The following is an 18,741-nucleotide window of genomic DNA, read 5'->3' as shown; positions in this document are numbered from 1 at the left end:
TGCTCCCTACCATGCGTGTGATGTCGTACAACATCCGATATAATAACCCAGATGACGGAACAAATATCTGGCAGAACCGACGAGACGCTGTCGTAAGCGCGATTCGCTTTCACAACCCAGATCTTATTGGACTCCAAGAAGCATGGCCAGCACAGCTCCAGGACATTCGCGAACAACTTTCTCAGTATGAATGGCGAAGTCCCGGAGAAACGCTTGAGCCTGGAGAATTTGTAGCATTAGGATACAAAAAGTCTCGATTTACCCTCCAAAGCGAAGGGGTCTTTTGGCTATCCGAGACGCCAGATAAGCCCAGCGGCCCAGCATGGGACGCAGCCCTTCCTCGACTCGTTTACTATGCGATCTTGTGTGAGCAAACGACAGAGGTGACGTTTGCACACTTCAACACGCATTTCGATCATGTTGGCGACACTGCGCTCCTCGAAAGCGCGAAGCTAATGAAGAGGCGTATCGCAAAGAGAGCGTCAAACAAGCCAGTGATCCTTACTGGCGACTTTAATTGTCGAGTGTCATCACCGCCCTACAAGCGACTTACCCAGCGTTCGGAAACTACAGAGTTCGCTCTTGCCGACGCCTCTCAAGCATCAAAACACGGCCACCATGGACCTTCAACAACCATGACCGACTTCCATGCGCTTGTTCCCGATAAACAACTCGATCATATTCTCGTGTCAGACGATATTGGCGTTCGCATTCATGGAATCTTAAGCGACACCTATGAAAACGGCTGGTACCCATCTGATCACCTTCCTGTCTGTGCCGATGTAACGCTTCCTACACCGAACGAATGACTTGGTAGCACTGTACTCTCGGCTTTGTCTCCTTCACCATGTGGCGCTGCTGCCCTCACCTGCTCGTAGCACTAAAGGGCCCTTCCTCAACCCCCTAGCACGGCTTCCGCCGACAGTACCTCGCGGAACGCATCGCCGAGTTCCAGTCGCTCGTCAGAGCCGACGAAGGACGGTATTCGAGCAATAGGATACGGCGGCTGTATCGAAAGCGAACAGCCCGGCGAAACCATGCGATGGACGCGCTCGCTCGCGACTTGGTGGAGCGCCTTCACGCTGAAGGCGTTTCCACGGTGTTCGTCGGCGACCTCACGGGCGTCCTCAAAACACATTGGTCGGTCGAAACGAACGCAAAGACGCACAACTTCTGGACGTTCTGCGCGTTCCTGAACCGACTAGCATACACCGCCGCGGAATACGGCATCGAAGTCGAAGCCCGGTCGGAAGAATGGACCTCCCAAGAGTGTCCCTGCTGTGGCGAACGCGACGAAACGATACGTCACGGCGATACGCTCACCTGCCCGTGTGGCTTTGAGGGCCACGCAGACCTCACCGCGTCGGCAACGTTCCTGAATCGACAACTGAACGAGGATGTAAGGGCGGTGGCACGTCCCGTGCGCCTCAAGTGGGACGACCACCGATGCAAGATGAAGAGTTCACACTATGTATGAGATACTTCTCGATTGTGTATTAACGTCGTCTGTGGTCAGGCCACTGTTCCCGATACGCTCCCGATCCCCTCTGCCGACGAGCGAGCGCAATATATCCGCAACGGGATGTTTGCTATCGTTCCCTCTCGGGGCTACAAATACCGTGTTGCTGGAATTCGGGCGTGGTGATGCGAAACGGCGTGTGATCACCGAGACAGGTTCGCCCCCAAGACGTTTTGGCGCTGTCCCCCCTCTGAGACGCATGGTCGAACTCGACGACGTGGATCGTGGGGTCCTCCACGAACTCCAGGTAGATGCGCGAAAGAAAACAGCCCAGGAGATCGCCGACAAGGTCGGCGTCTCGGCCAGCACTGTCCGCAATCGCATCGAGCACCTCGAAAACGAGGGCGTTATTGAGGGCTATTATCCCAAAATCGACTACGAAAAGGCCACTCTCCCGCTTCAGATTCTCTTCGTCTGCACAGCAGATCCCATTGAACGAACTTCGATGGTTGAGGACGTACTCGGCGTGCAAGGCGTCATCGACGTCCGCGAGATGTTGACCGGCCACCGGAACCTCTACGTCGAGGTTATCGGGACGTCGACTGAGGATATCACTCGCATCACCGACGCGATCCACGCGCTGGGCCTCGAAATCGAAAGCTCAGAAATCATGCGCCAACGCCGCGTCCAGCCATTTAACCACTTTTACTTGAGTGCAGATCACACCTCAGAGACTGAACAATCAGATGAGTAATTATTGGATATCTATCTGATTGTGGGTGTAGCAGATTCTACCAGTCTATTTGGGATTCCCACAACTCCCGTCGTGGAATTCCACAGTGAGCTGCGGTACATGCCGATAATCACAATGTGACAGAATAGTCATAGACAACGCTTTCAGTCTGGGCACTCGACTATGAGGTGATGACTACTCGTAATTGTTCAGATATTAAATTCAGTGATAAGATATTGGGTACCACCTTCGGTGTGCTGGCTCATCCACCACCGATTCTTACAGGCTCGACTCGACACGGAGGGGCGACCACTGACCATGGAGATGGTGGTAGGGGGAGTGAACCATGGGAGGTGACTCGATCCGAGAACGACCGCGAAATCATCGAACCATACCTTATAGAGTCGTGATCTAAAATGTCCAACAAACTAGTCAACGCGTTCCGCGCGGTATCCCAGCATCGAGTCGTGGTCGCACTCCGAGGTCACAGCGCAGAAAGTGAGGCCGCTGTGCAGCGTCCGGATGATGGGCTTGTCTCGATTGAGGAGGCGGTCGTCGAAGAGGAACTGATCCGATCCACGCTTCCGACGTTGGTGGAGAGGGGTGTTGTCGACTGGGATCATGAGACCGATACAGTTTCTGCAGGACCAACGTTCGAGGAGATTCAGCCGCTCTGGGATGGTTCATCACAGTCCAGAGATGAGCCGTCAGACGAATAACGCCCGACCGAAGGGATGTGAACTGTCTCGTTCTACTCGCTTGCTTCGGTCTTTCTGTAAGGATGAAGGTTCCGTCTGAGATCATACTGAAACCGGCTGTTGGGTTCAAAACGCCTTCAAATGGGGAGAGTGCGTTGCAACTCGGATTGGAGACGATGCAGTGGGGACCGATCCTGGTGGGATGAGTTGAACGAGTAACTACATTCTCAATTAAAAATGAGACAGGGCCCAGATAAGAACGGTACTTTTAACACCAGGAGTAAAGTATCTAGAGAATGTCGAGATATGAGTTGGAGAAGTGTAGGGTATTATCGACTCCGTTAGCGGTGAGTGCTCGGTTGGGGGCACGCACCAGCGACAATCGATGATCGCGTGGGCAATCAGAGGCACCCAATGCGCATTCAATACACAACATTCGATTTCTCAGGTTTGTCTCCCTCGGTGGGCTGTGGCCCGGCCACTGAGGCCCCATCGGATTCCATGTCATCGCCGTGCGAACCACCGACGGTTCGCCATCCCTTGTGATTCGGAGACGGCATCTCACCGAATCCATCGTATCCCGTGCTACGTGGACCACAACAAAGAAATTCCAGTGGAGAACGAGGACGAGTGCTGCTCGCCCTCCGCTGAAGACAGAGGTATGCGCTTGCATCTCTATCAGTGACCCGTTAAAACCGGTTCAGGTGTCGAAGGTGCTCTCTGTTTCTGGAAGTGGCTTAATGCGGAATACATAGTCCGCATAGGAACTCTCAAGATTTACAGGATGTTCCTCGACGGTATGCTCCTGACAGAGAAGCGCCTCCGCCTCGACGGCACCGTGTCCTGTTTCCTCTTGATACCGTTCAAGGACGACAAAGGTTGCTGGCTCTTCACAGCCCCGACGGTGACACGTACGAGGAGGGTCCGGGGAATTTGTCTCTTTGGATTGGGTTTCGTCTGGTTCTTCCTGGTGGTCACGTGGCGGCTCAGTTTCATTGAGACGATCACGTGCCTCCTCCAGTTCCCGCTCTCGCTGCCGATTCTCTTTATCGTGAGCTTTCTTGTCTCGGCTTTGTTTCGTGTCTGCCATGTAGGATGGAGGAGTCGAAGTTGGATAACTCTGTGGCCGCGAAACGTCGAGAGCCAGTGGAAGGAAACGAGGCTATCGCTGTCTCTACCACCGTTGTATGGAATGAGAGTGCCACAGAGACCTTCCGTCTCTGATCGGCAACGGCGGTCGATTCAGGGAAGCTCCAAACCCTCGGTGCAGGTCGTTACAGAAATTCACTCGGGCGCGTAGACGTACAGGCAGTCGTTGGGGTAGGACCGCTGGGACTCGCCGAAGCCGTCCTCACAACAGAGGACGCGGCCGTCTTGCATCACGTAGACGTTGTCGACGTTCCGAAGGGCATCGTCGGCATCAGTAGCGCCGTCGGTGAAGTCCGGACCGACGATGACGGGCTCGAGCGTCGAAACGTCGTACCCCGACTCGATTTCGGCGCGGTAGACGACGCCGCCGTCGACGCGGTCCATCTGGATATCGCCGGTCTCGTCGGCGAGGTCGTCGTTGAACTCGGAGATGCCGAAGTAGATGTAGGAACCGCCCTCGTCGTCGGCGTCGGGAGCGCTGTCGACGCCCTCAGCCTTGTTGAACTCGATCGACGCGCCGATCTCCTTCGCTGCGGCGCGAGTCTCCAGGAACGGGATATGCTTCAGGCCGTCGTCGACGCCATCGTGGCCGCGTTCCTCCCACTGACTAGCCCACTCGACGATCTCTTCATTCGTGATATAGTTCTGGTTGCCGTTCTTAATGACCTCGCGGTCGGCCTCCTCGATGGCCTGCTGGAGTTTCTCCTGGGCGTTCTGCTTGTCCTTTCCGTCATCCGGATTATCACTGTTGGCGCTGTTTCGCCAGCCCTGACTCTCCGCGTGGGCCTGCAGGTAGTCGGCCTGCGTGACGTCGTCGTACTCGGCGATGGCCGCTTCGAGTTCGCCGTTGGAGGCGTGACCGAGCGGAATCCACTCGACTTCGAGGTTGGTGGTCGCAGGTGAGGATCGGGGATCGGCCGTCGTCTCTTCGGTATTCGTGATCTTGGGCGCGTAGAGGGTCCCCGCGACGTCTATCGGGTCGTCGTAGTGGTCGATTTCCTCGTCGGCGACGAACTTGTAGATGCCCTTGCTGTCGCCGTCCGAGCAGCCGTAGACCGTCTTGTGGTCGTTCTGGAAGTCCGGGGCTTCCCACGAGGCGCGGCCCATCACGTAGTGTTTGATGGGTTCAGGCACGTCGCCGTCGCGTTCGCGGAACTCGAGATGGTAGCCGTAACGGTACGGGTTCGGGTAGATGTCGTCGATAGGCCGCTGCGTGTTCTCGTCGTCTCCCTGGTTAACCTGTTGCGCTCCGAGGTAGTACGCGAGGAACTCGACGCCAGCCAGCGCGAAGGCGCCCTGCGTGTAGACACCGCCGTTGTACTCGTCAGACCACTCAGAGGAGCTGACTTCCATCGGGTTCGGCCGGTTCCAGAACTGGCACGCGCCGGTGAGACCCTCCCCACCGTTCTCGACGATATCGCCCACCGTGTTGGTGAAGGTGACCCGCGGGTGTGCGTAGTTTTCCTCCGAGGAGACCATCGTCCCCCACGGCGTCTTGTCGCCGTAACAGTTGATGCGCGTCCCGCCGAGTGCGCGCAGTTCCTCAGTGTTCGCGAGGTTGACGGCATTCTTGAGGTCGGCTTCCCACTCGTCGCCGTTTTTCTCAAGAGGGACACGCGTGACGTTGCCGGGACTGTTCTCCCAGTTCGTGTAAAGGTACCCCTCGGTGCCTTGTTCGTTCGTCGGGACGAACTGGTTGCAGTCGGGGTTCGTCGCCGCCGCGCCATACTGGGTGCCCTCGAAATTCTCGAGCGTGACGTTTGTATCGTCTGGCGTCTGCGTCACGCCGAGGAGTTCCTTGCCGTTGTTTATCCGGTCACGACCCTTGATGAGGTACGTATACTCTCCTTCACTCGAGCGAATCTGTCGTCGGTCCTTCTCGGTCGTGGGGATGGTGAGTTCGTCGAAGTCGTCGTTGTCACCGTTGCCGTCGAGGTTGAAGTTGAAGCCGCTGAAGTAGCCTACACCAGGGTTCTTAAATCCCCTGAGGTTGTCCTCTGCCGGGTGCTGGTTGCTGAACAACAGGACGCCATCGTCGAAGACGTACGGGCCCGTCACCTCCGCGCCGAAGGCTGTGTTCGCGAACCGCTTTAATTCGCCACCAATGACGCTTGGCGCGCCGTCCGTGTTCGACTCGTCGATTTCGCTCGCGCTCGCTCCTGCGACGCTGCTCCCAGCGACGCTCGCACCGACCGCCGCAGCGACGGATTTCTCCATTAGGTTACGCCTGGTGAGATCTACCATGCAATTGTCCCCCCACAGTCTCAACTAAAGGACGTTTATAATACCTATCATGAATAGTATAGAGACCTCAGCTATCTAATTGAAGCACCAAATCTCATGTGAAATCAGTATTCTATATATCCGACTGCTTGTCGAATCGACGCCACCCCTTCGACAGGGAACGCGACTACGACGCTACTCGATGCCCCGCACTTCTGCACGGGTCCGAATCTGCTCGGCGCGTTCGCGGACCCAGTCGGCGTATTCTCTAATCCGGTGAGGTTTCATCCCGAAGAAGGAGGCAACCCACTGGTGATTTATGCTCGGCTGCGTCAGGAAATACGCGGCGAGAACGGCCCGTCCCGCTGCGATGATCTCCGGGGGGACGCCTCGCTCTCCGATTCCCTCCTCTTCGAAGCCGTTGGTACAAAAATAGATGTCGGCGTACAGCGTTGCCGTCGCCGGGTCCTCGAACGTCCGACCCTCGTAGTCGCCGTCTTCGAACCGGTACCTCACGTCGCCAGTCGAGGTCTCTAACTCGACGATTCGCACGTCGAGAACGTACTGGCAGTAGACAGTCGGTTCATCGGAAGTCGGTGTGTTGGATCGAGACATGGCAGGACTCGTTGTTGGGTGTCGACGCCTGTCGGTAGGGACCGTCATTTCGAGGACGGTCGGCGGCACTTCTATGCTGTTGTTGGGAAATTCAGGCTATAAGTCATGCTATGTCATATATATAGCTGAAGGCAATCAACACGTCGGAAAGGAGAGTACGGGGGGCCATATACAGTCCGGGACGAACGTACAAGAGCACCGAACAGGTCCACGCAGATTGGTCCTTCATCTCCGACTGCTCCGGCTCGTATGACCGTCTTTGACGTCGAAGTGGTGAATGGGTTGACATCCTCCCCGCCCTAACGGCAGGATTTTCTCTGTAAACTACCCTCCCCTACTTCGCTCGGTCTGACGACCTCGCTCGTTGAGGGGAGGGCTTTCGCGTGGACTCCCGTTCTATGCCACCGTCCGTGGTAGCAGGGGGGACGTACTCCCCACTCACGTTCAGCGTCCCGCGATTTAAGCGCACGTCTACGGGTGCGCCTCCGTCGGCTGCGTTTTGCCTCCGACGGAGATACCGATAACCGATGTTCTTCGCCGCGTTCAGGTCTCTGTCCTCCGTGTGACCGCACGCCGGACAGGAGTGTTCCCGAATCCAAACCGGCTTTGACGTTTCCACTCCACACCGCGAGCACTCCTTGGTCGTTCCCGCCGCTTCGACGCGGACGACGTGCGTGCCGTACAAGTTTCCCGAGTATAGGACGCGATACTCTCGCGCCACAGGCGTCGGTTCACAATCGTGCTATAGGGAACTACGGAGGTATTCCGTTTGCTACAGTAGTTCTATGAGAGAATGAACACTCCCTATCAGCAATTTCTATTATTGAGAAGTATTATAAAATTTGATACTCAAAATTAGAGAATGATCAGATGGTGTAAACGAGATGAGCAACACTGACACTACTGATCAACAAACTCACGAAACGACGGACACGGGAGTACTCCTCGAACGGCGGCGTGACGTCCTCCGGAAAGTCGGGGGTGTCGCCGTGATGGCTACCGTCGGTTCGAGCGGAATAGCCGCTTCCGAGAAGGATAGCTCTAGCTCGTTCAGCGACTATCCCTTCACCCTTGGTGTCGCTTCCGGTGATCCGCACCCACATTCGGTGGTACTCTGGACCCGACTCGCTCCAAAGCCGTTGGCCGAAGATGGGCGAGGTGGAATGCCAGACCAAAAGGTTCGCGTAATCTGGGAAGTTGCCGAGAGCGAGACGTTCGATAAAATTGTAGACCGGGAGACTGTCTCCGCCACGCCGAAACAAGCCCACTCAGTGCATGTGACCGTCGACGGCTTACAGCCCGACAAAAAGTATTATTATCGGTTTCTGGCACGAGATGCGGTCAGTCGCGTCGGTCGGACCAAAACGGCACCGCTAGCTGACTCTCAGATAGACGAGCTACAGTTTGGACTCGCCTCGTGTCAGGCGTGGGTTGGAGGTCGCTACGCTTCCTACCGGAACATGGTGGAGGAAGATCTCGATTTCGTCGTGCACGTCGGCGATTATATCTACGAAAAAGGTGACACGAAAACACTTACCGATTACCGTCTTCTGCACGCGTTGTATAAAACGTCGCCAGACCTGCAGGCTGCCCATGCAGCATTCCCATTCATCGTCACATTCGACGATCACGAGATCGAGAACAACTGGGCAGATGAACAATCGCAAAAGGACGGGGAGGCGGATCAGGATCCGCAGGTGTTCCTCGAGAAACGAGCCAACGGCTTCCAGGGGTATTACGAACACATGCCTCTGAGAGACTCCTCAAAACCCGATGGTCCTGATATCGATATGTATCGTCGACTCTCGTTCGGCGACCTGGCCGAGATCCACGTCCTCGACACTCGCCAGTATCGCTCCGACCAACCCTGTGGTGATTGGTTGTCGGCGAACTGTGAGGAACGGTTCGACGCCTCTCAGACGATGCTAGGCTCTCAACAGGAACAGTGGTTGGAGGATGGGTTGGAGGAATCACCGGCAACCTGGAACGTGCTTGCACAACAGACAATGATGTCCGAATACGACTACGATCCCGATGAGGGAAAAGTCGTCAACGTCGACCAGTGGGACGGCTACGTCGCCGCTCGCAACAGGCTCTTCGACGTATTCGAGCAAAATTCTGGCATGAATCCCGTTGTCATATCTGGTGACTGGCATACTAACTGGGCGAATAACCTGAAAGCAGACTTTGACGATACCGACTCAGAAACGCTCGCAACTGAGTTCCTCACAACGTCAATCAGTTCTGGGGAATCGTGGGCGGATGATGTAGAACAAGCTCTCTCAGAGAATCCCCATGTGCAGTTCTTCGATGGAGATCACAATGGATATCTCCGCTTTACTGTTACGCCAGAGAAGTGGCAAACAGACTTTAGGGTGGTCGCCAATGGCAACAAATCGAAATACGAAACCCGTGACGATCCAAACGCAGACGTCACCACGCTTGCCACTTTCGTTGTAGAGGAAGGCGAACCGGGAGCAAAACAGATCGAAAATTGATCGGCTAGAAACCGAACCGAACTTCGGCTATCCTGAACATGAGGGGAGGTGAGTTTGCCTCTATAGGTGGAAGTGGAGGAGATATACAGAGATTCGAGGAGAAAGCCCACGACTGTCGTCGTGGGATGAATCCGACATTGTTACGTTTTATGCCAGCCATTCGCATGGGACGGGAGGGATGAGTAGAACCGACCCGACCCGAACGCCTCTAGAGACTGGGACCGCGTTGCCGCCTGTTGTGGTGACAGTCCTGTCGTGGACTGAGGAAGCCCACGACTGTAGTCGTGGGAGACTATCACGACGCAGTCCCCTCAAACGTGTACGTGATGATCAAACGAATCGACGATCGCCAGTACTCCTCCTAGCAGTGGCGCGAAGACGGCGACATCTGGGCTTCGAAATACATCGCCCCTATGAAGAAACGTAGCTAACGTTGGGTACTCGCAGATGAGGCCGTCTTAGTGTCTAAGAGATCGTCGAGCTTCTCCCAGTTGGGTTCGGGATATGTTTTCGGACTTTGGACGACGCCGTGGCGTGCCCAGGCGGCCGCCTGCTCAAGCGCAATGGTTGCTGGGTCGAGAAAGGGAACTCCTACCTGCTCTTCGATCTCGCCATGCCGCTGGGCAAACGAGAGGCTCATACAGCCGGGGAACAATGCTTCTGCTCCGTCTTCCTCGATCGCCACCGTTCCCTCTTGTACCATTCGTTCAACGAGGTCATCGGACTCATGATCGATGCTCTCAACAGGTGCGTCTACCGAGCGGACACTGACACAGCGGTCCGATAGATGGTGTTCGTGAACCTGTTCGTGACTCATCGGCACTGTCTCATCGAGGATAGTCAGCCAGGTAAAGCGGTCGGCTACTTGGGCGGCCGTGTGAATCGTCGCCTCGGCTGGACCAATAACGGGAATTTCCAATAACTCTCGTAACGGTCGGAGGCCAGGATCGCCGAAGCAGCCGATGACCAGTGCGTCGAACTCCGATTGTACTCGATGGGCAGTCTTCATCGACCCAACCACACACCAGAACTCCTCGACGGCGCTTTCGATGCTGGTCGGACCGGGGCCATCAGCTTCGAGGACCGTCACATCGACACCGTCAGGCGTCAGCTCATTTGCGACCCGTTCGCGACGAGAGAGTTCGTTGTCCGCGAGGCCGACCCCAGGGACGAGATAGCAGATGTCGACCATCTCAGCTCTCCGCCACGAGTCGACGAGCTCGCTTTAGTTCGCCAACAACTGCATTCTGTTCGCGAGTGAGTTGTACCTGTAGGAACTTCCGGTCATCACCCTTCAGAATCGGGAACTTCTGGGCCGGCGCTAGCTTCGGTACTGGATCTCGGCTTGTCGCAGGGTCCTGCTCGAACTGCTCATCCTCAACGAGGTAGAGCCGCGTCAGAATCCGAGAGAGGCGTGTGATGGTGTCGTTCGCTTCTTCTGGTGAAATCTCACCCGCGTGAACCGCTTCCATATACGCAGAAATCTCCGACTTCAAGGCATCCAGTTGCTCAAGCGTGGCGGAGAAGTCGAATTCATCACCGGCCACGTTGTCATACGCCGCGACTGCCTCGGTGATCTTCGCGGTGTTACGAGCGTGGTCGAAGGGGAGCACGTCAGCGTTGAGCACACGGGCGAGTGCTACCGCGTAGACTCGGATGTCCCGCACGAGTTCCTCTTTGCCGGCCTTGTCGAGCGTGTCTGTCGAAAGGTGCCAGGCATCGGAGTTGCCGCCGCAGCCGCCAACAGCGTGATACCCCCGGCGTTCGCGTTCCTCGGTCGGGATGTTCGATGAGAGCATGAAGAACCCGGTAACCCCGAGATTATCGAATGAGTAGTCGCCTGCACGGAATGGGAAGTGCTCCTCATAGGACGCACCGGTAACGTCGTCGATGGCCTCACCGACGAGGTCATGGGCTTCAGGACACCAACAGGACATGTCGGTGTACTCAGTGGCATCCTTAGCCCCCGGTGAGTCCATATTCACTTGCGCGACACAGTTGTCGGCGATGTCGTGAGCGTACGTATCGGCGTACCAAGTCGAACCGGCGTACCGACCAGTCGAGTGGCCGGGCCACCAAGCAATGCGGATGTTTCGTTCGAGATCGTCGCTGTGTTCCTCAAAGACACGGGCAAGTTCGAGCAGGCCCGCGTCGCCGGTGGCGTTGTCAGCGATTCCGACGAACCAAGAGTCATAGTGACCATGTAGTAGGACGAAGGCATCGGCGTCCGCTGCGCCTGCCTCTACCTCGGCGACGACGATGGGACACTCCATCCAGTCGGTTGTGAGATCCGTCGAGAGTTCGACCACTAATCCCTCATTGCTCTCTGCCCACTCGCGCAGCGTCGCACCGTCAGGGTTGTTGACGTTGACAATGGGGATGGTGGGAATGTTGTCCACCTCGTCGAGTCGAGGGGTACCACCCCAAATGGGGGTAGCGATACCGCTATGGGGTTCACGATCGTGCTTGTGGATAGCGATGACGCCGACAGCGCCTTTCTCCTCAAGAACTCTCGTTGCGCGGATGGATAACGAACCCGTGGCTGTGAGCGCAATCTTACCGGTCAAGTCGCCGATATCGTGGTAGGGCTCATGGGGGTCGTCGTCGTCTTCGAGGAGATCACCACCGGCTGAGCCGACATATTCAACCTCGCCAGCAACAGTCGTCGCTGCTGAAAAGGAGATCGTCTTGAGCGGTCCGGGTTTGAACTCCCTGTTCAGCGTTGTCAGCTCCGCTCCATGCGGCTGACTGATGTAGAGCTCTGGATCATGGCGTTCGTAACTTACCCCGAGAGCGTCGAGGCGTCCAGTGATATACTCAGCAGCCGCTACCTCGTCGTCGCTTCCAGAGACGCGAGTGAGTTCGGAGAACTCTTCTACCAGGGCCCACGGTTCGTCGATGGAGATCTCATCGACAAGCTGTTTTTCGAACTCGCTCAGCGATTCGGTATCGACTGATGATTGAGTCATACCACACGGGTTGATAGCATACAGCATAAGGATTGGCGAAGAGGAAGTAACGCCATCTCTACTCAGCCCGCTCGCTCCGAACCAGATCTTTATTCATATGCACCGCGACTGCAGCTCATGCGAGCTGCTCACATTACTCAGTACGGTGACCCAGCCGAGGCGATCGAAGTGGTCGATGTCGAAATTCCCGAACCTGGTCCGAACGAAGTCCGAATTCGCGTCGAAGCGGTCGCCCTCAATCACTTAGACATCTTCGCTCGCGTGGGGCACCCCGAAGATGATCGATCATTCCCCAAGCGCAGCGGCTGTGACATCGCTGGCGTCGTCGATGCCGTGGGAACGGCTGCTGACGCCGAGTGGCTTGACCGCGACGTCATCGTCTATCCTGGCGTCAGTTGTGGAGAGTGTGAGTACTGCATGGCTGGCGAGCAAACGATGTGCCACGAGTACGAAATCATCGGAGAGGATCGCCCAGGTGGTCTCGCCGAGTACGTTATCGTTCCAGAATGGTGTCTTGAGGCAAAGCCCGACACGCTTGACTGGGAAACCGCAGCTGCTACTCCAGTCACCTTCACCACGGCTTGGCGAATGATTGTCGTCACTGGAGAACTCCGACCCGCGGAGTCAGCGCTTATTCTGGGAGCGAGTGGTGGTGTCGGCAATGCTGCACTCCAGATTGCCGAGCGCCTGGGGGCGACCGTCTATGCAACGACCTCAAGCGAGGAGAAGACAGCCGTCGTCAGTGAGTGGGCAGATGAGGTCATCGATTACACCGAGATTCCCCACGATGATGCGGTAATGGAACTCACAGACGGTCGTGGAGTTGATCTCGTTGCCGACCACGTCGGCCAGGAGACGTGGCAGGACAGTATTGATTCATTGGCGATGGGGGGTCAGATGGTTATCTGCGGGGCGACATCAGGGCCGGTCCCAAAGATCGATATCCGATCGGTGTACCAGCACCACCGTCAGATTCGTGGAGCACCGATGGGTAATCGCCAGGATTTCAGAGATGTTCTCTCGTTGGTCTCGCGCGAGGAATTGGTTCCCCAGATCGACCGTGTGCTCACGTTAGAACAGATCGCTGAGGGACACCAGGCGCTTGAGAATCGAGAAGTCATTGGAAAGGTGGTAATCCGACCATATTTAAACAGCGAGGGAATCCCGTTCTGAGGCCGAAGGGCGGGCGGGAATCGCGTAAGTCCCGCTACGCAACCGCCGTATACAGCCGGCCAACTCCCAAACGTTTATAATACACCTCTAAGCGCATGGGATTGTGATACGGCGTACCGTCGTTGTGAAGTTAGCCGTTCCACAAGAGCGGCGCGACGACCTCCGCGAAACCACCGAGCGGTTCCGTCAAGCCGCCCAAATGGTCGCGGACCGCGCTTTCGAGCGCAACGACGACGGCTACGTTATCACGTCGAAAACGAAGCTCCACCAACTCACGTATCAGCAGGTCCGCGAAGCCACCGACGGCTTGAACGCCGACCTCGTTTGTGCGGCTCGCAACTACGCAGCGGACTCCGTGAAGGGCGTTACCTCGGCGTGGCAGAACGGAAAGTACGCCACGCAACCGACCTTCACCGCGAACACGGTCGTCTACAATAAGAATGCGGTAACGTACCGCGACGACCACTGTACGCTCGCGGCGGTCAACGGGCGCGTAAAAGCCGAGTACGTTCTTCCTCCGGAAGGCGAGAATCCACAAACGACGTACCTACGAAACGACGAGTGGGAGCTTCGGGAATCGACGCTTCACTACCGCGATGGCGGCTACTACCTTCACGTCGGCGTAGCCAAAGACGACGAACCGCAGGAAGCCGAGGGCGGGACGGTCCTCGGCGTAGACCTTGGCGTGAAGACGATAGCCGCCACCTCAACGGGCCGCATGTGGTCTGGCGGATACCTCAACCATCGACGCCGCGAATACGAGCAGATACGCGGGTCGCTACAGCAGACAGGGACGGAATCAGCTCACCGCACTATCGACACGATAGGCGATCGGGAGAGTCGATGGGCGGAGGACTACCTTCACCGCATATCGAAGGCCCTCGTCCAAGAGGCGATTACGCACGATTGTTCTATAATCGCCTTCGAGGACCTAACCGATATACGCGAGCGGATGCCGGGCGCGAAAGCGTTTCACGCATGGGCGTTCCGGCGGCTCTACGAGTACGTCAAGTACAAAGCCGCCGAGTTCGGTATCACGACCAAACAGGTAGACCCGACGTATACGTCCCAACGCTGTTCAAAGTGCGGTCACACCGAACGCGGGAACCGACCCAAGCAGGGGCGGTTCTGTTGCCGGAAGTGTGGCTACGAAGTTCACGCGGACTACAACGCGGCGAAGAACATCGGAATCAAGCATGTCCGCGCGGGGCAGATGTCTCCGCGTGGACGGGCCAACCGTCAACTGGCCCTAAAGTCGGGAACGTTGAACGTGAGCGACGAGTTTACGTCCGCCGAAGTTTCGGCTTGAACGGGAGTTCACCGACAAGCCCGGCATAAACGCCGAGGTAGTTGACAGCAGGCGAGATTGTAAATCGTTCAGAATATGAAATGATCGGATTTCGATATCTTACGGCAGGTTTAAGGAATGTGTATGCGGTATGGTGTGGTATCGCAAGGAAAACTATGGTACAACTACCGAAGAGAAAACCACAGATACTACTATACGGCCTCGTGCTGATGGTCGCCTTCTCAGCCGTCACCGCGCCTGTAGCGGGCCAAGAGGGGGAAGGACCAGTGGTGACATTGAGTGCTGCGAACGGTGATCTTACCGTCGGTGAGACAACTCAAGTGACATCGAATTACGAATTTGCCGTCGAAGAACCAGGAAGCGGAGAACAGGCTCTATCGGCGGTCTCTGGTACGATTTGGTTGTTTCCTGGAACTGAGGTGCAAAACGTCCAAGCCTCCGTCAACGGCCAGCCAGTCGAGCCAACCGTCGACCGTTCGGATCGGTACATGACTGTCTCGGTCCCTGTTTCGGACGTATCGGCCGGCGAGACAGTCACCGTCGGAATGAGTTACAGCGTCAGCGGTGAGGCCGGTTCACTCAACGTTCCACTATGGGTCCCAGAGTATGAGACAACGGGTTCCAACCCCGTTGTCTCTCTCACGATAACGCTCCCAGAAGGCCAGCAGGTTCAGGGCTCAGCATTTCCCAAGCTGAACGATCAGAACGGAAATGTGGTTACTGCAAATCTGCTTCACATGCCCGGATTCGTGAAATTCAACTATGGGAGTGGAGCAAGCTCGTTCTTCACCATCGAGTTACTGTCGACTGTCATCGGTGTCGCCCTCATTGTGGGTATATTGGGTGGCTGGTTCGCTTGGACCCGTGGATATCTAGGAGGTGACGCCCATGTCGCTTAGTGTTGAAATCGCCAAATTCCTGCTCGTCTCGGCGATCTACATCGGATTTGCCTTCGTATGGGGATGGTACAAAGGTCGAGAAGAGAACGAAGAAGAGGAGCCTGAACACAGTGAAGCCGTTGAGAGAGGTGAGAGAGCATGATCGCACAAATTAGCCTCAGTCCCCTATTTTCAGGGATTCTTCTGTTATACTTCGCTGTTATTCTCGCCATTGGGTATTACGGCTTCGTGAAGACACGAACCGAGGAAGACTTCCTCGTGGCAGGTCGTTCTATCGGACCACTCGTCGGGGGCGCGACGCTCTCGGCGACACAGATGTCCGCCGGCACACTGGTTGGGACCTTCGGGCTCCACTATTTACTCGGGTTCGGCTTTATTTGGATCTGGCCTGGCCTCTGGGCAGGCTGGATTGTCTCGCTCGTACTTGTGGCGCCTCAGATGCGTCGATTCGGTCGGGTTACGGTTCCGGACTTCGTTGCAGAGCGCTACGGCGACGACGGTGCAAACGGTGACTATGCGCGCGCGATCGGCGCATTTCTCATCGTCGCGGCATACACCGTCTACCTCAGCGCGCAGTTCACGGCCGGCGGGATCGTTCTGCAGACGCTGTTGGGTATCAGTCAAGAGATCGGTATGTTCGTGATGGTGCTCACTGCTGTCATCTACACCGCATTTGGGGGAATGCGTGCAAGCATCCTCACTGACTTCGTGCAGGCGGTCGTGATGGCCGTCGCAGTAGTGGTAGCTATTCCACTCGGTCTGTACTTTACAGGCGGGATAGGCACGATAAACGCCATCTTCCAATCGTATAATCCCTCGTTCGTCGGAATAGCACTCTCGACGGCCGAAATCGTCGGGTTCATGGCTGCGTTTGGGTTTTCCATCGCCGCGGCCCCGTACGAAATCACGCGCATCTACTCGATGAAAGACGAGAAGACAGTGCGTCAGGCGATCGGAATTACTCTTATCTTCCAAGCGATCATCGGCACGTCAGTCGCACTTTTGGGCGTGATCATGAAGGTCATGTTCCCTGCACTCTCGACGCCGGATTTCGCCAGCGTGATCATGAGCATCAATGTCCTTGGGCCGGTCCTGGGCGCGTTACTTATCGCCGCCGTTTTTTCGGCTATCCTCTCGACGGTCGACTCCATTATGATTGTCTCTGGGGCAGGACTCGCACACGACATCTACGTCAAACTCGTTAATCCCGAGGCGACCGAGAAACAGAAGGTCTGGGCCAACCGAATTGCCGTGTTGATCCTCGGCACTGTCCCGTTCATACTAGCACTCAACAGCGGCCTCCTCGGCGGTCTTGTCCAGCTCATTGTCGTCCTGCAAGCGTCGATGATGGGTGGAATGTTCTTCATCCCACTCGTACTGGGACTTCACTGGAAACGGGCCAACACAAAAGGCGGTATCGCCGGCATGATAGCTGGCTTTTCAACGGTCGTCCTCTGGCACATCGGGACGAGTATCTATACATGGATCCCGGAGAGTATCTCGACGGTCATTACAGATCCAGTCATCCCCGGGGTCGCCGTGAGCCTGATTGTGGTCGTCGCAGTCTCGCTGGCAACCGATCCACCGTCTCGAAGGACCCTTGAACCGTTTTTCGATGTTAGCCGTGCCGACGGAGGGAACGAGGAAGAATAGTATGCTCGCGTCGTCGGCCGGGCTCGCACTCGTCGTCATCGCCGTTCTCGCGGTGATCTGTGTCGCCCTTGGGGTGTATCTCGTGACAACAAACCCACCAAAAGACGAGACGAAGTTCATCGGTCTCGGCAAAGAGAAGCTAAGCGACGAGGAGCTCGCACGGCGCGAAGAACGGAAGAAGCAAGAGAGGTAGATACGGCCGCGGCTAACCTCAGCCGAGAAATGACTGCTCCCCCACCGATGACAGATCCAATCGAAACCGTCGACGTAACCGCCTGCGAGTTCCCCCTAGCGGATGCGTTCCCGACAAGCTACGGTGACCTGCCTACCGACCACCTCTACGTCCGCGTCTCTGACGGCGATCATGTTGGCTATGGAGAGGGGTCGGCACTGCGAACGTTCACAGGTGAAACGGCCCAGACAATGGCCCTCATTGCACGGGAACACTACGCACCCGCCATAGAGGGACACCCGCCCGATGCTGCTCGACGTGCTTCAGAGGAGATAACTCAGCACATCCCAGGCCATCCTGGTGCAGCGGTCGGCGTAGAGGCAGCCATCCTTGATCTCAAGGCACGTCAGGCGGGGATCCCCCTTCGAGACCTCCTTGGACCGACACGTCGGACGACTGTTCCATGCATCTACGCAATAGGTGCCCTCACCACTACAGAAGCTGTTGAACGCGTCGAAGACGGTCTTGATGCTGGCTACACACGTTTTAAAGTGAAAGCAGACGGCAACCTCGCAGACGATGCTACCCGGGTTAACGAAGTCACCAACGTCCTTGCCTCCCACGGATCGGCCGACGAACTGTCGGTCCGTGTCGACGCGAACACGGGTTGGAAGACCGCAGAACAAGCCCGTCATGCTGTCGAGGCGTTTGAGTCCCCCGAATTCATCGAATACATCGAGCAGCCCATCTCCGCGAATGCAACCGCCGACCTTCGGCTTCTCCGTCAGCAAGTCGGAATCCCTATTTTCGCCGACGAATCGGTTCATGGATTGGCAGACGCTCGTAACCTAACTCGGGAGCCAGCAGCTGTTACAGGCATCTATTTAAAACTTGCTAAGACCGGGAGTCTTCGTGAATGGACGACGATGGCGGAGCTGGCCGGCGCTGCGGGCCACCCAGTGACGCCAATCAGTGCATTCGACACGTCATTAGGCGTGGCACTGACACTGCACCTCAGTGCGACCGTCCCTCGGCTCTCAGCTGCCGCTGAGGTCGTCCCGGGCCTCGTGACTGGTGATCCCGCGGTTGACTCTCTCAAGGTCACGCCGGAGACCCCGGTCCCTGAGAGGCCAGGCGTTGGCGTTGATCTCTCCGATGAACTCTTTGAATAGGTTTCTCTGGAGAACAGCG

16 protein-coding genes and 2 pseudogenes are annotated in these 18,741 nt (G+C 56.5%); 12 read left to right on the top strand and 6 right to left on the bottom strand.

The window, feature by feature from the left end:
• Positions 1-20 precede the first annotated feature (20 nt).
• The 4 genes and pseudogenes from C3L37_RS05420 (at position 21) to C3L37_RS05405 (ending at position 2,911) form a co-directional block, all read left to right on the top strand.
• Entirely contained in the window at positions 21-809 is a 789-nt protein-coding gene (locus tag C3L37_RS05420; RefSeq protein ID WP_164974677.1) for an endonuclease/exonuclease/phosphatase family protein, read from the top strand.
• 122 nt (positions 810-931) lie between these two features.
• Positions 932-1,444, top strand: a pseudogene (locus tag C3L37_RS05415) (zinc ribbon domain-containing protein); the annotation flags it as partial.
• Between the two features lie 274 nt (positions 1,445-1,718).
• Positions 1,719-2,213, top strand: coding sequence for an Lrp/AsnC family transcriptional regulator (locus C3L37_RS05410; RefSeq protein ID WP_129113611.1), 495 nt, complete (start codon positions 1,719-1,721; stop codon positions 2,211-2,213).
• A gap of 395 nt (positions 2,214-2,608) precedes the next feature.
• The gene (locus tag C3L37_RS05405) at positions 2,609-2,911 is read left to right on the top strand and encodes a transcriptional regulator (protein ID WP_129113610.1); all 303 of its coding nucleotides are present in this window, start codon (positions 2,609-2,611) and stop codon (positions 2,909-2,911) included.
• A gap of 679 nt (positions 2,912-3,590) precedes the next feature.
• Here the strand turns inward: C3L37_RS05405 and C3L37_RS05400 are convergent.
• The 4 genes and pseudogenes from C3L37_RS05400 to C3L37_RS25655 form a co-directional block, all read right to left on the bottom strand.
• Complete coding sequence (locus C3L37_RS05400) at positions 3,591-3,980, bottom strand: hypothetical protein (protein ID WP_129113609.1); 390 nt, start codon at positions 3,978-3,980, stop codon at positions 3,591-3,593.
• A gap of 194 nt (positions 3,981-4,174) precedes the next feature.
• Positions 4,175-6,283 carry an alkaline phosphatase PhoX gene (locus tag C3L37_RS05395; protein ID WP_394345777.1) on the bottom strand — a complete coding sequence of 703 codons (2,109 nt, stop codon included), beginning with the start codon at positions 6,281-6,283 and terminating at the stop codon, positions 4,175-4,177.
• A gap of 174 nt (positions 6,284-6,457) precedes the next feature.
• Positions 6,458-6,877, bottom strand: a complete 420-nt coding sequence (locus C3L37_RS05390) for a hypothetical protein (RefSeq protein ID WP_129113985.1) — start codon at positions 6,875-6,877, stop codon at positions 6,458-6,460.
• A 334-nt stretch (positions 6,878-7,211) separates the two neighbouring features.
• Positions 7,212-7,574: pseudogene (locus C3L37_RS25655) on the bottom strand (zinc ribbon domain-containing protein); the annotation flags it as partial.
• A gap of 187 nt (positions 7,575-7,761) precedes the next feature.
• Between C3L37_RS25655 and C3L37_RS05380 the strand changes: the two are divergent.
• On the top strand, positions 7,762-9,375 hold the full coding sequence (locus C3L37_RS05380; protein WP_129113607.1) for an alkaline phosphatase D family protein: 1,614 nt from the start codon (positions 7,762-7,764) through the stop codon (positions 9,373-9,375).
• 427 nt (positions 9,376-9,802) lie between these two features.
• Here C3L37_RS05380 and C3L37_RS05375 read toward each other — a convergent pair whose 3' ends face one another.
• Both C3L37_RS05375 and C3L37_RS05370 read right to left on the bottom strand, forming a co-directional pair.
• A complete protein-coding gene (locus C3L37_RS05375; RefSeq protein ID WP_129113606.1) occupies positions 9,803-10,567 on the bottom strand; it encodes an aspartate/glutamate racemase family protein in 765 nt (254 codons plus the stop codon).
• 1 nt (position 10,568) lies between these two features.
• A complete protein-coding gene (locus tag C3L37_RS05370) occupies positions 10,569-12,344 on the bottom strand; it encodes a M28 family peptidase (protein ID WP_129113605.1) in 1,776 nt (591 codons plus the stop codon).
• A 117-nt stretch (positions 12,345-12,461) separates the two neighbouring features.
• Here C3L37_RS05370 and C3L37_RS05365 point away from each other — a divergent pair, with 117 nt between their 5' ends.
• The 7 genes from C3L37_RS05365 to C3L37_RS05340 all read left to right on the top strand — a co-directional run bounded on the left by C3L37_RS05365 (position 12,462) and on the right by C3L37_RS05340 (position 18,722).
• On the top strand, positions 12,462-13,517 hold the full coding sequence (locus tag C3L37_RS05365; RefSeq protein WP_129113604.1) for a zinc-binding dehydrogenase: 1,056 nt from the start codon (positions 12,462-12,464) through the stop codon (positions 13,515-13,517).
• A 103-nt stretch (positions 13,518-13,620) separates the two neighbouring features.
• Positions 13,621-14,826, top strand: a complete 1,206-nt coding sequence (locus C3L37_RS05360; protein WP_228546115.1) for an RNA-guided endonuclease InsQ/TnpB family protein — start codon at positions 13,621-13,623, stop codon at positions 14,824-14,826.
• A 155-nt stretch (positions 14,827-14,981) separates the two neighbouring features.
• Positions 14,982-15,725, top strand: a complete 744-nt coding sequence (locus C3L37_RS05355; protein ID WP_129113602.1) for a hypothetical protein — start codon at positions 14,982-14,984, stop codon at positions 15,723-15,725.
• The gene (locus tag C3L37_RS24165) at positions 15,715-15,867 is read left to right on the top strand and encodes a hypothetical protein (protein ID WP_164974676.1); all 153 of its coding nucleotides are present in this window, start codon (positions 15,715-15,717) and stop codon (positions 15,865-15,867) included. The genes C3L37_RS05355 and C3L37_RS24165 overlap by 11 nt, the downstream gene beginning before the upstream one ends.
• An 86-nt stretch (positions 15,868-15,953) precedes the next feature.
• The gene (locus tag C3L37_RS05350) at positions 15,954-17,378 is read left to right on the top strand and encodes a sodium:solute symporter family protein (protein WP_164974675.1); all 1,425 of its coding nucleotides are present in this window, start codon (positions 15,954-15,956) and stop codon (positions 17,376-17,378) included.
• Between the two features lies 1 nt (position 17,379).
• Positions 17,380-17,571 (top strand): hypothetical protein, encoded by a 192-nt coding sequence (locus C3L37_RS05345; protein WP_129113600.1) that lies wholly within the window; start codon positions 17,380-17,382, stop codon positions 17,569-17,571.
• Positions 17,572-17,618: 47 nt separating this feature from the next.
• The gene (locus tag C3L37_RS05340) at positions 17,619-18,722 is read left to right on the top strand and encodes a mandelate racemase/muconate lactonizing enzyme family protein (RefSeq protein ID WP_164974674.1); all 1,104 of its coding nucleotides are present in this window, start codon (positions 17,619-17,621) and stop codon (positions 18,720-18,722) included.
• Positions 18,723-18,741: the final 19 nt, after the last annotated feature.

This window comes from Halegenticoccus tardaugens (assembly GCF_004116405.1).
GTDB lineage: Archaea > Halobacteriota > Halobacteria > Halobacteriales > Haloferacaceae > Halegenticoccus > Halegenticoccus tardaugens.
This window is presented reverse-complemented; position numbering and strand designations above follow the sequence as displayed.

Bases quoted from the DNA above. Each gene is read 5' to 3' on its own strand.
- C3L37_RS05380 (WP_129113607.1), top strand. From the start codon at position 7,762: ATGAGCAACACTGACACTACTGATCAACAAACTCACGAAACGACGGAC.
- C3L37_RS05355 (WP_129113602.1), top strand. From the start codon at position 14,982: ATGGTACAACTACCGAAGAGAAAACCACAGATACTACTATACGGCCTC.
- C3L37_RS05365 (WP_129113604.1), top strand. From the start codon at position 12,462: ATGCGAGCTGCTCACATTACTCAGTACGGTGACCCAGCCGAGGCGATC.
- C3L37_RS05400 (WP_129113609.1), bottom strand. From the start codon at position 3,980: ATGGCAGACACGAAACAAAGCCGAGACAAGAAAGCTCACGATAAAGAG.
- C3L37_RS05345 (WP_129113600.1), top strand. From the start codon at position 17,380: ATGCTCGCGTCGTCGGCCGGGCTCGCACTCGTCGTCATCGCCGTTCTC.
- C3L37_RS05405 (WP_129113610.1), top strand. From the start codon at position 2,609: ATGTCCAACAAACTAGTCAACGCGTTCCGCGCGGTATCCCAGCATCGA.
- C3L37_RS05420 (WP_164974677.1), top strand. From the start codon at position 21: ATGTCGTACAACATCCGATATAATAACCCAGATGACGGAACAAATATC.
- C3L37_RS05340 (WP_164974674.1), top strand. From the start codon at position 17,619: ATGACAGATCCAATCGAAACCGTCGACGTAACCGCCTGCGAGTTCCCC.
- C3L37_RS05375 (WP_129113606.1), bottom strand. From the start codon at position 10,567: ATGGTCGACATCTGCTATCTCGTCCCTGGGGTCGGCCTCGCGGACAAC.
- C3L37_RS05395 (WP_394345777.1), bottom strand. From the start codon at position 6,283: ATGGTAGATCTCACCAGGCGTAACCTAATGGAGAAATCCGTCGCTGCG.
- C3L37_RS05390 (WP_129113985.1), bottom strand. From the start codon at position 6,877: ATGTCTCGATCCAACACACCGACTTCCGATGAACCGACTGTCTACTGC.
- C3L37_RS05370 (WP_129113605.1), bottom strand. From the start codon at position 12,344: ATGACTCAATCATCAGTCGATACCGAATCGCTGAGCGAGTTCGAAAAA.
- C3L37_RS05410 (WP_129113611.1), top strand. From the start codon at position 1,719: ATGGTCGAACTCGACGACGTGGATCGTGGGGTCCTCCACGAACTCCAG.
- C3L37_RS24165 (WP_164974676.1), top strand. From the start codon at position 15,715: ATGTCGCTTAGTGTTGAAATCGCCAAATTCCTGCTCGTCTCGGCGATC.